Source organism: Methanofollis sp., from assembly GCF_028702905.1.
Classification (GTDB): Archaea; Halobacteriota; Methanomicrobia; order Methanomicrobiales; family Methanofollaceae; genus Methanofollis.
In genome coordinates, this window is the sequence record NZ_JAQVNX010000066.1 from 1 (window position 1) to 12,133 (window position 12,133).

The 12,133-nt window shown below is 58.6% G+C and carries 19 protein-coding genes; 7 read left to right on the forward strand and 12 right to left on the reverse strand.

Translation table 11 applies throughout. The features are described from left to right. Window positions 1–1,090, forward strand: a 1,090-nt coding sequence (locus tag PHP59_RS08560) for a DUF373 family protein (RefSeq protein WP_300166027.1), incomplete at its 5' end; no start/stop codon positions are given. Between the two features lie 94 nt (window positions 1,091–1,184). Here the strand turns inward: PHP59_RS08560 and PHP59_RS08565 are convergent. Beyond that, on the reverse strand, window positions 1,185–1,313 hold the full coding sequence (locus PHP59_RS08565) for a hypothetical protein (protein ID WP_300166029.1): 129 nt from the start codon (window positions 1,311–1,313) through the stop codon (window positions 1,185–1,187). Between the two features lie 71 nt (window positions 1,314–1,384). Here PHP59_RS08565 and PHP59_RS08570 point away from each other — a divergent pair, with 71 nt between their 5' ends. Continuing rightward, window positions 1,385–1,576 carry a hypothetical protein gene (locus PHP59_RS08570; RefSeq protein WP_300166031.1) on the forward strand — a complete coding sequence of 64 codons (192 nt, stop codon included), beginning with the start codon at window positions 1,385–1,387 and terminating at the stop codon, window positions 1,574–1,576. A gap of 57 nt (window positions 1,577–1,633) precedes the next feature. Here the strand turns inward: PHP59_RS08570 and PHP59_RS08575 are convergent, their stop codons facing one another. The 9 genes from PHP59_RS08575 to PHP59_RS08615 form a co-directional block, all read right to left on the reverse strand. Then, window positions 1,634–2,083, reverse strand: coding sequence for a hypothetical protein (locus tag PHP59_RS08575; protein WP_300166033.1), 450 nt, complete (start codon window positions 2,081–2,083; stop codon window positions 1,634–1,636). 64 nt (window positions 2,084–2,147) lie between these two features. Next, entirely contained in the window at window positions 2,148–2,426 is a 279-nt protein-coding gene (gene albA, locus PHP59_RS08580) for a DNA-binding protein Alba (RefSeq protein ID WP_300166035.1), read from the reverse strand. 23 nt (window positions 2,427–2,449) lie between these two features. Further along, a complete protein-coding gene (gene asd / locus PHP59_RS08585; RefSeq protein WP_300166037.1) occupies window positions 2,450–3,466 on the reverse strand; it encodes an aspartate-semialdehyde dehydrogenase in 1,017 nt (338 codons plus the stop codon). A 220-nt stretch (window positions 3,467–3,686) separates the two neighbouring features. After that, a complete protein-coding gene (locus PHP59_RS08590; RefSeq protein ID WP_067050478.1) occupies window positions 3,687–3,860 on the reverse strand; it encodes a 4Fe-4S binding protein in 174 nt (57 codons plus the stop codon). 61 nt (window positions 3,861–3,921) lie between these two features. Next, the gene (dapB, locus tag PHP59_RS08595; protein WP_300166041.1) at window positions 3,922–4,686 is read right to left on the reverse strand and encodes a 4-hydroxy-tetrahydrodipicolinate reductase; all 765 of its coding nucleotides are present in this window, start codon (window positions 4,684–4,686) and stop codon (window positions 3,922–3,924) included. Further along, the gene (gene dapA / locus PHP59_RS08600; protein WP_300166043.1) at window positions 4,679–5,554 is read right to left on the reverse strand and encodes a 4-hydroxy-tetrahydrodipicolinate synthase; all 876 of its coding nucleotides are present in this window, start codon (window positions 5,552–5,554) and stop codon (window positions 4,679–4,681) included. Before dapA ends, dapB begins: the two co-directional genes overlap by 8 nt. A gap of 10 nt (window positions 5,555–5,564) precedes the next feature. Continuing rightward, window positions 5,565–5,759 (reverse strand): 30S ribosomal protein S17e, encoded by a 195-nt coding sequence (locus PHP59_RS08605; protein ID WP_300166044.1) that lies wholly within the window; start codon window positions 5,757–5,759, stop codon window positions 5,565–5,567. Then, window positions 5,750–6,322, reverse strand: a complete 573-nt coding sequence (locus PHP59_RS08610) for a thiamine-phosphate synthase family protein (protein ID WP_300166046.1) — start codon at window positions 6,320–6,322, stop codon at window positions 5,750–5,752. The genes PHP59_RS08605 and PHP59_RS08610 overlap by 10 nt, the downstream gene beginning before the upstream one ends. Before the next feature lie 32 nt (window positions 6,323–6,354). Further along, on the reverse strand, window positions 6,355–6,903 hold the full coding sequence (locus tag PHP59_RS08615; RefSeq protein WP_300166048.1) for an HD domain-containing protein: 549 nt from the start codon (window positions 6,901–6,903) through the stop codon (window positions 6,355–6,357). Window positions 6,904–6,982: 79 nt separating this feature from the next. On the opposite strand from PHP59_RS08615, the gene PHP59_RS08620 reads away from it, so the two are divergent. Further along, window positions 6,983–7,186 (forward strand): hypothetical protein, encoded by a 204-nt coding sequence (locus tag PHP59_RS08620; protein WP_300166050.1) that lies wholly within the window; start codon window positions 6,983–6,985, stop codon window positions 7,184–7,186. Here PHP59_RS08620 and PHP59_RS08625 read toward each other — a convergent pair. Both PHP59_RS08625 and PHP59_RS08630 read right to left on the reverse strand, forming a co-directional pair. Next, window positions 7,167–8,174 (reverse strand): DNA primase large subunit PriL, encoded by a 1,008-nt coding sequence (locus tag PHP59_RS08625; RefSeq protein ID WP_300166052.1) that lies wholly within the window; start codon window positions 8,172–8,174, stop codon window positions 7,167–7,169. The two genes, PHP59_RS08620 and PHP59_RS08625, sit on opposite strands and share 20 nt — an antisense overlap. Before the next feature lie 2 nt (window positions 8,175–8,176). Further along, complete coding sequence (locus PHP59_RS08630; protein WP_300166054.1) at window positions 8,177–8,920, reverse strand: DNA polymerase sliding clamp; 744 nt, start codon at window positions 8,918–8,920, stop codon at window positions 8,177–8,179. Window positions 8,921–9,019: 99 nt separating this feature from the next. Here PHP59_RS08630 and PHP59_RS08635 point away from each other — a divergent pair, with 99 nt between their 5' ends. The 4 genes from PHP59_RS08635 to PHP59_RS08650 all read left to right on the forward strand — a co-directional run. Continuing rightward, complete coding sequence (locus PHP59_RS08635) at window positions 9,020–9,625, forward strand: RlmE family RNA methyltransferase (protein WP_300166056.1); 606 nt, start codon at window positions 9,020–9,022, stop codon at window positions 9,623–9,625. Beyond that, the gene (moaA, locus tag PHP59_RS08640; protein ID WP_300166058.1) at window positions 9,609–10,487 is read left to right on the forward strand and encodes a GTP 3',8-cyclase MoaA; all 879 of its coding nucleotides are present in this window, start codon (window positions 9,609–9,611) and stop codon (window positions 10,485–10,487) included. The genes PHP59_RS08635 and moaA overlap by 17 nt, the downstream gene beginning before the upstream one ends. 586 nt (window positions 10,488–11,073) lie before the next feature. After that, the gene (locus PHP59_RS08645; RefSeq protein ID WP_366943741.1) at window positions 11,074–11,592 is read left to right on the forward strand and encodes a hypothetical protein; all 519 of its coding nucleotides are present in this window, start codon (window positions 11,074–11,076) and stop codon (window positions 11,590–11,592) included. A gap of 4 nt (window positions 11,593–11,596) precedes the next feature. Then, a partial coding sequence (locus PHP59_RS08650; RefSeq protein ID WP_300166060.1) for a M20/M25/M40 family metallo-hydrolase occupies window positions 11,597–12,133 on the forward strand: 537 nt, incomplete at its 3' end.

The following is a 12,133-nucleotide window of genomic DNA, read 5'->3' on the forward strand; positions in this document are numbered from 1 at the left end:
CGACCGGGACGACGACCTCGGGTACAAGGCAGGTCTCGCAAGTCCGGTAGTCGGACGGGAGGCGTGCCTGAACGCGGCCAGCGCACTTGCACTCGCCGACCCCGAAGATTCAGACGTCAACGCCATCTTTCAGGCGGTAAAAACCTATGACGAACTGAAAGAGCGGGGCGAAGAGGTCGAAGTTGCGATCCTCACCGGCAACCATATGCATATGCTCGAAGGGGACCGGAAGATCGGCGCAGATCTCGACACCGTGATCGCCCGGACCGATGCAGATGCCTGTGTCCTCATCTCTGATGGGGCAGAAGACGAATATATCCTCCCGATCGTCCAGTCCAGGCTCTCCGTGACAAGCATCAGGAGGGTGATCGTCACTCAGATGCCGAACCTCGAAGGGACCTACTATATCATCAAAAAACTCCTCGACGACCCGAAGATCTCGCGGATGGTCCTGATCCCTCTCGGCCTTGCAATGCTCATCTACGCCACCGCCTACCTCATCGGCTACCCTGAGGGGGCGACGATCGTCGTCGTGGGCGCACTCGGCATTTATCTCCTCCTCAAAGGACTCGGTTTCGACGAGTTCTTCAGTTACTCGGTCAATTCCCTGCAGGTCGCACTGAGACGGGGCAGGATCACCTTCGTCTCCTATATCACGGCGATCCTCTTTTTCATCGTCGGGGTGATCATCGGACTGTACAGTCTGCTTGTCTATTACACCCAGGAAGGGATACTGCTCTACCTGCTGACCTTCTTCTACGGCGCAATCGGGTGGTTCACGGCGGCAGGGATCATCGCCTCGGTCGGCCGGATCATCGACGTCTACATGAATGAGATCGAAGACCTTGGCAGGGTGATCGTCCTCCCCTTTTTCATCAGCGCCATCGGCATCATCGTGTACGGCACGAGCATCTACATGCTCTCTCTCTCGCACATTGAAAAATTCCCGTACCCCGAGTTCAACGGGCTCAATGTCGCGATGTATTCCATGGTCGGGGGGCTGTTCCTCGCCTTTGTCGGCGTCTACATCCAGTCGCTCGTCAACCGCTGGATCGAGAAAAAAGGAGAGAATACTGCGATTACGCCCTGAGGTAATCGCCCCGTATTCATTTTTCCTATCACTGCAGAATCTTTTATCCTCAGATCGATTATCCCCTGATTCCATGAAGATTGGTTCTGGCCGGTTAGCGGATGACGAGACTCCAGGTCTCCGCAGCCTCGCCGTCGTCCTCGTTGCAAGAGACGGCCCAGCGGCAGGTGCCCGGACTCTCCGACTCCAGCCTGAACACCATCTCCAGTCTGCGGGAGCACATCTGCGGCGTCCTGTTACTCACACCTCACCACGATATCGTAGTATTCGCCCGGACGGCAGGTAAGGGTGGAGATGCGGATCGATACGGAGCAGGCGGTGCCGCGGTGCTGGGAGAGCGCCGCGACCAGCAGCCAGTCCCCGGAAGCCACGCAGTCGAGGTTTTATCGCAATGACGATCCGGTCGTGGAGGTCAGGGTTGTCGGCCAGACCACCCGCCTGCACGGTATCGATCACTTTCGGCCGGCAAGCAACAGGTTTGAGTAAGCCGGAGGCTTCCATCAGCAGGGTAAAAAAGGGATCTTAAAAAAATGCAACGGGGGTTCAGGCCTTGAAATATCCCATGCCCTCGGGGAACACCGCCGTATTCTGGAACGCCCGCCGGTCCTGGGGCGACGCAACGACCAGGGAGGGGATCTTCACCGGGAATTCATGCTCGGGGAACCAGAATGTCCCGCGGCCATAGTCCAGGCCGACACCAGGGATAGTCAGGACGGCATGGTCCATCGTGATCTCTTCGATGGTCGCTCCCTTGAAATTCACGACTTCAAGCACCTTCTCACGAAGGTCACTCATGCCAAGGAGGTGGACGAGGATCTGGACGCCGTCGTCGATGGTATAGGTGACATTGACCTTTGCATCATGGTTATCGAGGTGGATCTCGACGCTCTGAACCGTGAGATAGCTGTACCTGCTATCGTCCGCCGCCGCAACAGGCACGACGATGAGAAGGAGCAGGAGAAGCATCGCAAGGCCGTGCGCCAGGAATTTCATACTTAGGATCTTGAAACGAGATCATATATGCTTTCTGGTCGGGGAAAAAAGAGTATAATTTCCGTCATTTTGGATTTTGCGAGAGAATAATCTCGATACTGGACACATTCGTCTTGCCCGTGTCCGTATCGATCATCTCTGTCGAGGTGAGGATCTCCTTTTTGGTTACGCCTTCCAGGAACCGGTTGATCGCTATCTCGGCGGTGTCGACAGCCCGGGAGATCGCCTTCCCCCGCGCCTTGATGGCCACTTCATCCGCGCCATTGTTGAACTGGGTCACAACTGCAAGTACATAGTTCATGACCGGTTTGTTTCCGACGAATACTGTGTTGTCCTTTAACATAGTCCACCTCTGTTCGTGGTCTATCAGAGATACTTCTCCTTATAGATTAACTCAGCGTTTAGTACCGATGCCCCGGCAGCCCCACGAATGGTGTTGTGGCCCAGAGCAGCAAAACGGAGGCCTTCCCTGAGCCTTCCCACCGAAACAGTCATGCCATTGCCGCGGTTGCGGTCAAGTCTCACCTGCGGGCGGTCGGGCTGATCGAGATACTCGATCGACCGTGCCGGCTGGGTCGGGAGACCGGAGAACGGTGCCCTGTATTCCTGGTATGCCTTCCTGACCTCGTCAAGCGGACGGTCGACATCCACCCAGACCGAGAGGGTGTGGCCGTCGATGACAGGCACACGGTTGCAGCAGGCACTCACCGAGAAGGTGGCCGGCTCCACTTCGGAACCGTTGAAGGTGCCCATGATCTTCCTCGGTTCACTGGCCATCTTCTCCTCCTCCCCCTTGATATAGGGGATGACGTTATCGTAGATCGCCATGCCGGCCACGCCCTCGAAACCTGCGCCAGAGATCGCCTGCATCGTCGCCACGAAGACCTTTGAAAAGTTGAACTGCCGCAGAGGTTCGAGGGCGAGGGTGAGCATGATCGTCGAGCAGTTCGGGTTGGTCACGATAAAGCCGTCCCGTCCATGATCGTGCTGGAGATCGATCATACCCAGATGGTCGGGGTTCACTTCGGCGATGACCAGCGGGACGTCAGGATCCATCCGGTGCGAACTGGCGTTGGAACAGACGCCGACACCGGCCGCCGCAACATCCTCTTCGATACCCTTCGCGATATCGGCCGGCAGGGCTGAAAAAACGATATCACAGTCGCGGACCGCCTCGGCAGTGGTCGGACTGACGATAACATCGGCAGCCGAATCAGGGAAAGGCACATCCAGCCGCCAGTTGACCGCGTCGCCGTACCGCTTTCCAGCACTGCGCTCTGAAGCCGTCAGGGTCTGGAGGTTGAACCAGGGATGATCAGAGAGCAACTGTACAAACCTCTGGCCGACGGCCCCGGTAGCACCGAGAACTCCAACATTTATCATAGGTAACTCTACCTATATGCAACAGTTTATTAAAAGATTCCTTTTCCTCCTCTAGCCGCCTCTATTTTCAGTATCAGGAGAGTAGAGAGCAAAAAATAGAGTATAAAGGAGCGGGAGAAAGACTTCCAGACACAAGAGGTATGCACGTAGACTCCGGAAGATACGGCGAGCAGAGAAAATATCTCAGAACAGAAAGGAGAAAGAGAATAATGGGGGATATTTATTCCATGTGGATGGCGCCCGCAGGGCAGACGTCAACACATGTGCCGCAATCGGTGCAGGCGTCCTTGTTCACGACGGCGATGCCGTCTTCCATCGAGATCGCCTCTGACGGGCACTCGTCCACACAGGTCTCACAACCAACGCAGAGATCAGGGTCAACAACTGCAACCATGGTAATTACTCCTCTTTACTATTCTGTAAAAATAGAGAAATATCTTTCGATGACGCCCCTCTCAAGGCAGTCCGAGGACGTCTGTCATCGAATAGATACCCGGAGCCTTTCCCTTCACCCATGAGGCCGCCCGGACAGCGCCGCTCGCAAAGACCGCACGGTCGTAGGCGCGGTGCGAGAGTTCGATCACCTCATAGTTCCCGGCAAAGAGGACCGCATGGTCGCCGACGATGTCGCCGCCCCTGATCACATGGACGCCGATCTCGTCTTTCCGTTCGGTCATGCCCTCGCGGCCGTACTGGTGAGGGCGGCTGCCGAGTTCCTCGTCGAGGATACCGAGGATCGTCTTCGCGGTCCCGCTCGGGGCGTCCTTCTTGTAGCGGTGGTGGGCCTCTGTCACCTCGACATCATATCCTTCGTTGAGGAGACGGGCGGCCTCCCTGATCAGACGCCAGAAGATATTCACGCCGACAGAGAAGTTGCTCGAAATCACCGCGGGTACATGCCCCTCGACTGCCACCCTGATCTCCTCCTGCTGTTCGGGTGTGAAACCGGTCGTGCCGACGATGAGCGCAACGCCGTTGGCGGCGGCCGCCTTGATGTTCCCAACAGCCGCGTGCGCCACGGTGAAGTCGATGAGGACATCGGGCTTTGTCGCCTTCAGGAAAGAGTCGATATTTTTCGCTTCGACAACAGGCGCACCATAGAAGGTCCCGGCATGGACGTCGATGCCGCCGACCAGTTCGAGGTCAGGCGCCTCTGAGACGAGACGGCCGAGGATCGTACCCATCCGCCCGAGGGCCCCCGATATGACAACTCTAATCATAGTGCCCGAGCACCTCCGCAAGTTTTTCTGTCTTTGCAGGGTCGAGTTCGTCGAGAGGGAGCCTGACCGGCCCGGCGGCCATGCCGCGGAGTTCAGCGGCCTTTTTCACCGGGATCGGGTTTGTATCGATGAACATCGCCCTGAAAAGAGGGGACAGGCGGTAATGGATACGCCGCGCTTCTTCCAGGTCGCCCTTTTTCACGGCCTCGTACATCCCGACCATCAGTGCCGGTTCGATGTTCGCGGCCACAGAGATCACACCGCTTCCGCCGAGGGCGAGGATGGGCAGGGTCAGGGCGTCGTCGCCGGAGAGCACCTCGAAGTCCCGGTCCTGCGTATCCTCAATGATCCGCGAGACCTGTTCCAGGTTCCCGCTCGCCTCCTTGATCCCGACGATGTTCGGGTTGTCGGCGAGTTCGACGACGAGATCGGGCAGGATGTTCTGTCCGGTCCTGCCGGGAACATTATAGAGGACGACCGGGATGTCGAGTTCGGCAAGGGCGGAAAAATGTTTCACAAGACCGGAACGGTTCGGCTTGTTGTAGTACGGGCTGATGACCAGCGCACCGTCGGCACCGATGTCCCGCGCCGCCTTCGTAAACCTGATGGCCTCGGCGGTGTTGTTCGACCCGGTCCCTGCAAGCACCGGCACCCGGCCGTTCACCGCATCGACCGTCGCCCCGATCACCTGCTCGTGCTCTTCAAACGTGAGTGTTGCAGATTCGCCCGTCGATCCGCAGGGAACAATCCCCTGGACACCCCGGGCGATCAAAAACTCAATATTCGAACGGAGCCCCTCAAGATCAAGGCGTTGATCCGGGGCCCGCCTAAAAGGGGTAATGACTGCTGGAAACACTCCCTCAAACATGAGGTAATGTTTACGCAGATACTCTTTTAGTATTTTGCTTTCTCGTGATGTAACCGCTGACCCTGTTCCGCACGCGCTTCGATTCGATGATAGAAACTTCGGCAACGATCTGCTTGTTTTCCGCGAAGTCGCTGGTAAAGCGACCGGGGTTTTTGGCTCTGATCTCGTTACCAAGGCTCTTAATATACGTCGGCTTTATTCCCATTCGCACCTATCCCTGAGATTTGTATTTTTAATGCGTCTTGACAGTTTAAGAATATTATGTGCGACCTCGCCCGGATCCTCGCCGAGGATCCGGACCATCGGTTCCTTGCCTGAGGCGCCGCGGTCATAGATTACATCTGGAACGCCGGTCTTGCAGCACGAGGCGACGCCCCAGTCCATCGTCTTGATGCCGGGCGGTTCCTGGTCGCGGTCGAAGTACCTGATATCGAGCATCATCTCCTCAAGTTCGTGGAGAATGGGTTCGGCAAACCTGATGTTTGCGGCCGCACGCACCCTCGAGTCATAGCGCATCGCGGTCAGAACGATCCGCGCCACATGATCACTTGCACCGAAGGCGACCTCCCCGACAGGTTGGACTGCCTCGCCGAGGCGGACGATCCGGCCCCGCACCGCTGCGACGTCCTCTGGCCCGCGCGCCTTCTCCAGGGCATACGCGATGTTCGTGCCGACTTCTGGGACGAGGCAGGGGTCCATCCCCTCGCGCAGCAGGTCGACGGCCGCAGAGAGGGCCCTGAGAACCGGGTCCCGTTCTTCCTGACTCATGGCAGATCCTCTCGCACCGCGGGGGGATAATCCTAACGCAGGCCGAGTTCGTCCTTCCGTGCCGCGAGAGAGGCGATGGCGATCTCGTAGAACTCCCCGGCTTCCATGAGACTGTTCACCGCGGCGATCCTCTCCCTTTCGCACCCGGCGGCAAAGGCCTTCTCCTTCAGTTTCTTCTTCACGGTCTTCGGGGTGACATCGGTGATCGCCCCCCCTTTAACGCGGGCGCAGGCGATGAGAAAACCGCTGATGCTGTCGGCCGCCTGGAGGGATAGGTCGAGCCTTTCCGAGTACGGCGCAAAGAGGAGATGATTGTGCCTTTCGACCGCCAGACATACCTCTTCAGGGAGGCCCTCGCCCCTGAGGAGGGCAGCACCCTCGATGCCATGCCTGTTCATGTCGCCGCCGAAGGCCTCGTAGTCGATGTCGTGGAGGATGCCGATCACCTCCCAGAGGTCGGCATCCTCTCCGAAGGCGTCGGCAAGGCCGCGGAGGATTGTCGCGGTGGCGATGCAGTGCGTGCGAAGCGAGTCAGATGCCACATGCCGCCCGAGGAGGACCAGTGCTTCGTCCCTGTCCATGCGGAGAGGTAGGGCCCTGGCCGGAAAAAGATGGCGGAGAAGAAGAGATATAGAGGTAGGGAAAGAACAGGTGAGTATTATGGACGCACGTATACTGGATGTGCTGACCGGAGCCGCGAGCCTGCTCGTCTTCATCGTCCTTCTCATCGCCCTGCCAGGAATGTTTCAGGGCATCGATCCGGGGAACAACAACCTGATCGGACTCGCCTATATCGTTGCCCTCGTGCTCTTCCTCGTCACGATGAGCGGCGCAGGCTATGTCATCAACGAGAAGATTTCCTGACCTTATACAGATTCTGCTTTTTTTTCCATTTGTAGTATGAGAGGGGGTGGCTCACCTTCTCGCAGGCCTCGTCGCGGCGAACGCAGAGGCCGTGTGTCCGCATCGTCGCACACGACGGGGCGGTGTACTCGGTCCCGGCCCGGCCGGAGATGTGCTCCACCTGGTACATCGTCATCGAGAGGTCGAAGTCTGGCGCCCTCTGGAAGACCGCGACGATCTGTGTCGTCGACAGCCCGATGTTGTGGAGGAAGGCGGTGAGGGCGAACCTGCCGACATGGGGGAGGTTGGTCCCGGCGGTGACCGCCTTGATGAGGGTCGCAATGCAGGGCGGGAAAGAGGACTCGTCCACCTCACCGAACTCCTCGAGGGCGCGCTGCTGGAGAGCGGCGGCGATTTCATCAGTATAGGACCGTAAAATCCTGCAGACCTCCTCGGGGACGGTGAGTGGAAGCCTCTCCCTGATGATCGCCCTGATCCGCTCCTCGACCAGTTCCTGCATCTCCTCGGGCAGGAGAGAGACATGACCGTTTTCGACTCGTCGGTTAACGAGCCGCCAGCGCTCGTCATTGAGCGGGCCGATCAGCCCGACATAGGCGACCACCGGCAGGGTGGGCCGCTCAAGGTCGATCCCGACCCTTTCGGCGATGCGGACCATCCGCTCCCTGTCCTCCCGCACGAACCAGGAATATGCGCGCCGCGCCTCGAACTGCGAGAGCCGCTCTATGAGCATCCGGTCGTTGATGCAGGAGACGAGCATCCGTGCAAGGACATAGGTGAAGATGTCCTCCTTCGCGTCCCTGCCATAGACCCCGCACTCTGCGGGATTCTTCTGGGCAAGCGTGTCCCCGACCCGCCGCGTGGCGTGTTCAAGGAGGGCCTTGCCCAGTTCAGACCTGAGGATCAGGTCGAGGGTGCCGGACTCGTTCCTGACGTAGTCCTGTGCCTCCTCTAAAAATGGATATCTGGCGAGGTCCTGGACATCAACCATGTTCAGTCAGCTTCGATGCGCGGCGCGAGCAGGTACTCGACATGCCCCTTCCCGCCGGCGAGGTCAAAGGCTACCTTCACCGGGTGGTCGATGCCCAGGGCGACGCTGACTTTCTCTGAGCGGCCCATGACCTTGCCCATATCCTTGAGATAGTCGAGGGAGAAGAGCGAGCGCGCCTCGGCAGGCTGAAGAGAGATGAGCTGATCGCGCCCGAGTTCGAGCTTGATGTGGTCGGTGTCGCCTTCAGCCATCATGTAAAATATCTCGGCCTTCGGGTCGATGCCAAGGGCGATCTTGTCTGAAATGACGTCCGCGGCCTTGATCGCAGTGGAGAGCGCGCTGCCGGTGAGCTCGACCTTGCCGGGGAGTTCGATGGCAGGGGGGTTCGGGTCTTTCCGGATTGTATTGATGTCAAGGAGCGTGACAGAATACTGGTAACTCCCGAATGCAAGTTCCAGCCGGCGGCTGCCCTCAGGGAGGTTCAGAGATAAAATATCGCCTTTCCCCATCATCCCGAGGATATTTTTCATCTTTGCAATATCGATCCCGAGTTCGTCGGGAGTCGCCTCGTAGGTCTCGAAGGCGTCCTTGCCGAGGTCCAGAGAGACCATGGCGACATTCGCGGTGTCGACGGCGCAGGTTCTCACCCCGGTTCCATCAACGTGGAGCCGGCATTCGGTCACCAGCGCGGCCAGGGCGTCGATCGACTCCCGGAAGGTATCTGCATCAATCGTTGCTTTTAACATTACAAACCCCTTATATGACTCTATTATACATTATATCATGATATTTTTTATTCTATCCGGTATCCCAACAGAGGCCTGAGGAGACGAGGCAAAAAAATCATGACATCACAATGGACACGGGACAAATACTATACCCGGGCAATGAGGGAGGGTTTCCGGGCACGGGCCGCCTACAAATTGCTGGAGATACAGAAGAGGCACACGGCGATCAGGGACGACGACAATGTCGTCGACCTCGGCGCCGCGCCGGGCAGCTGGCTGCAGGTTCTCAAGACCTTCACCCGGGGGACGATCATCGGCGTCGACCTCAACTCGATCGCCCCGGTGGAGGGCGTGAAGACGATTGTCGGAGACTTCACGACACCGGAGGTACAGGAAGAGGTGCGCGGACTCGCCGGCGGAATCGTATCGGTCGTGACCTGCGATGCCTCTCCGAAGCTCTCCGGGGCGACGAGTTACGACCAGGCGCGGGCGATCGCCCTCGGCGAGGACGCCCTCGCCTTTGCGGTCACGATCCTGAAGGAAGGGGGAAACTTTGTCTGCAAATCCTTCCAGGGAGAGGACTTCCCCGAACTCTATGCGGAGGTGAAGAAGCACTTCCTGTCTGTACGCACTTTCAGGCCGCTGGCATCCAGGCGCGGGAGCAAGGAGATCTACATCGTCGCCAAGAACTTCCGGAGGCAGAAGGATGGTGCTGAAGGATAGCTTCGGCCGCCCGGTAACAAACCTGCGGATCAGCCTCACGCCGCGCTGCAACCTCGACTGCATTTACTGCCATGCAGAGGGGGAGGTAAAGCCGCGCGAAGAGCTCAGCCTTGAGGAGATCAGGGAGATCCTCCGTGTCGGCGCAAAGATCGGGATCAAAAGCGTGAAGTTCACGGGGGGCGAGCCCCTCCTCAGGAAGGATATCCTCGATATCGTCAGGGCCGTGCCGCGCGGGATCGAGTCGTCGATGACCACGAACGGCACTCTCCTCCCTGGCCTTGCCCATGACCTGAAGGAGGCGGGGCTCGCACGGGTGAACGTGAGTCTCGACACCCTCAGGCACGACAGGTACCTCCAGATCACGAAAAAAGACCTCCTTGACCATGTGCTCGACGGGATCCGCGAGGCCGTCGACGCCGGCCTGACGCCGGTGAAGCTGAACACTGTTGTCCTGAAGGGGTTGAACGAGGACGAGATCCCGGACTTCCTCGCCTTCGTCAGGGACAGCGACGCACTTATCCTCCAGATCATCGAGTTGATGGAGTTCAAGAACTGCACGATGCACGGCGACGTGGACCGCCTGGAAAAAGAGATCGCCCTGAACTCGACCGAGGTCCTCACCCGGCGCATGCACCACCGGAAGAAGTACTGCGTGGACGGCGCCGAGGTCGAGGTGGTGCGGCCTCTCCACAACACCGAGTTCTGCGCCTTCTGCAACCGCCTGCGCGTAACGTCCGACGGCTACCTCAAGCCATGCCTCCTGCGGACCGACAACCACGTCGATATCAGGGGAAAGAAGGGAGAGGAACTGGAAGCGCTCTTCGAGAAGGCCGTCCAGAACAGGGAACCTTTCTTTAAATAATTCCTGTTCTATGGGGCCGGTGGGGGGACCGCCGCCCGCGCCCAAAGAACTCCAGCCCATGGCAGATCATAGACCCGGAAAGAATTTGATCTCCCGTGCACAAAAATCGGTTTTGGGCTTTGTATAAATCCTCATACTTTGGCTGATCTTTCCTCTTTGATCTTAGGGGGTGAGCGCGGGATCCACTGTCTTCCCCCAATGGTTCGCCGGGGGACTACATCGGAGACCGGATGGTCTTCTCATGCTCCCTTCGGTCGCAGCCCCCGGACCACCGCTCAGGGTTGGTCCCGAGAAGACAGAGCAGGAATATTGAGAGGGATTGCCATCCCCGTCCTTATCCTAATGGCAGGGGGTCTGGGGGGACGACCGTAGGGAGTTGAGAAAACCGAAGGTTTTCAAGCGGCAGCCCCCCGGAACCAGCACGCAAGATCAGAATTTCTCCAGTTATCACTTCAGGAAGAATTCTCACGTGAGGGTTTCTCCAGAGCCCACGACCATTTTTTCGGGAGTGCCAGAAAAACAGGGGCACAGACGGACGGATGCCAGGATACAATGGTTTTTAGTGTGGACGGGCAAACTGCTCTGTATGATGAACGAACTTCTGGAAGACGAGCACTTCAGGGTCCTGCTAAAGTATTATGAGAAGTCCCTCATCCTTGAGGAACCGAGCGACTTCCACCCGACCCTGTCCTTCTACTTCATGGACGCCCTGGCGCACATCGAGTACACCCTGAGCACCTACGTCTTCAACACCCAGTCGCCGAAGAACATGATGCACCGCGAGTACCTCCGCTGGCGGCTCGACGAGGAGAAGAAGGACGAGCGCGCCATCTTCCCTGGATTCATCATGTGGCTGAAGGAAAACCAGCCTGAAAAGTTCGCAAAGCTCCCGATGGTCTGGAAGGGCGTGTACGACAGGGGAAACCCGGCCGCCTACCAGAGTTTCAGGATCGTCCTTGACCCGGAGAGCAAAAAGCCGGTGCCCGCGGCGTTCTTCTCCGACGCCATCGATGAGTTCTTCTCCAGACCGTTCTTCAACAGCATCTACAACGGCGGTTCACTGGCGACCCTCTTTGAGGAGTACAAAAAAAGCGTGAGCGCCTGAGACCATGGACGTTTCCGCTCTCTGCAGGGACCTTGTCAGGATCAGGAGCGAGAACCCTCCCGGCGATACCCGCGACGTCGCCGACTACATCCATACCTTTCTGCTGGAGAGCGGGATCGAGAGTGTCGTCGTTTCCAGGGACGGACGGCGCTGCAACCTGATCGCACCCGGCCGGAACCCGAGCCTTCTCCTTGTCGGCCACCTCGACGTTGTCCCGGCCATCCCGGCAGGGTGGCGCCACCCCCCCTTCGAGGGTGTCGAGGAGGAGGGGTACATCTGGGGGAGGGGATCGAGCGACATGAAAGGGGGGTGCGCGGCCCTCCTCACCGCCCTCAGGCGTGTCGCCGGCGAAGGAGACGCACCCTCCTGTCAGGTGGTCTTTGTCTGCGACGAGGAGACCGGCGGGTGTCATGGCATGGAGTATCTCCTTGCAAAGGATGTGCTGCGGCCCTGCGACACCCTCATCGCCGAACCGACTCCCCGCCTCTCCCCCTGCATCGGGCAGAAGGGACTGGCGAGGCTCTCCCTCTCCTTTTCCGGC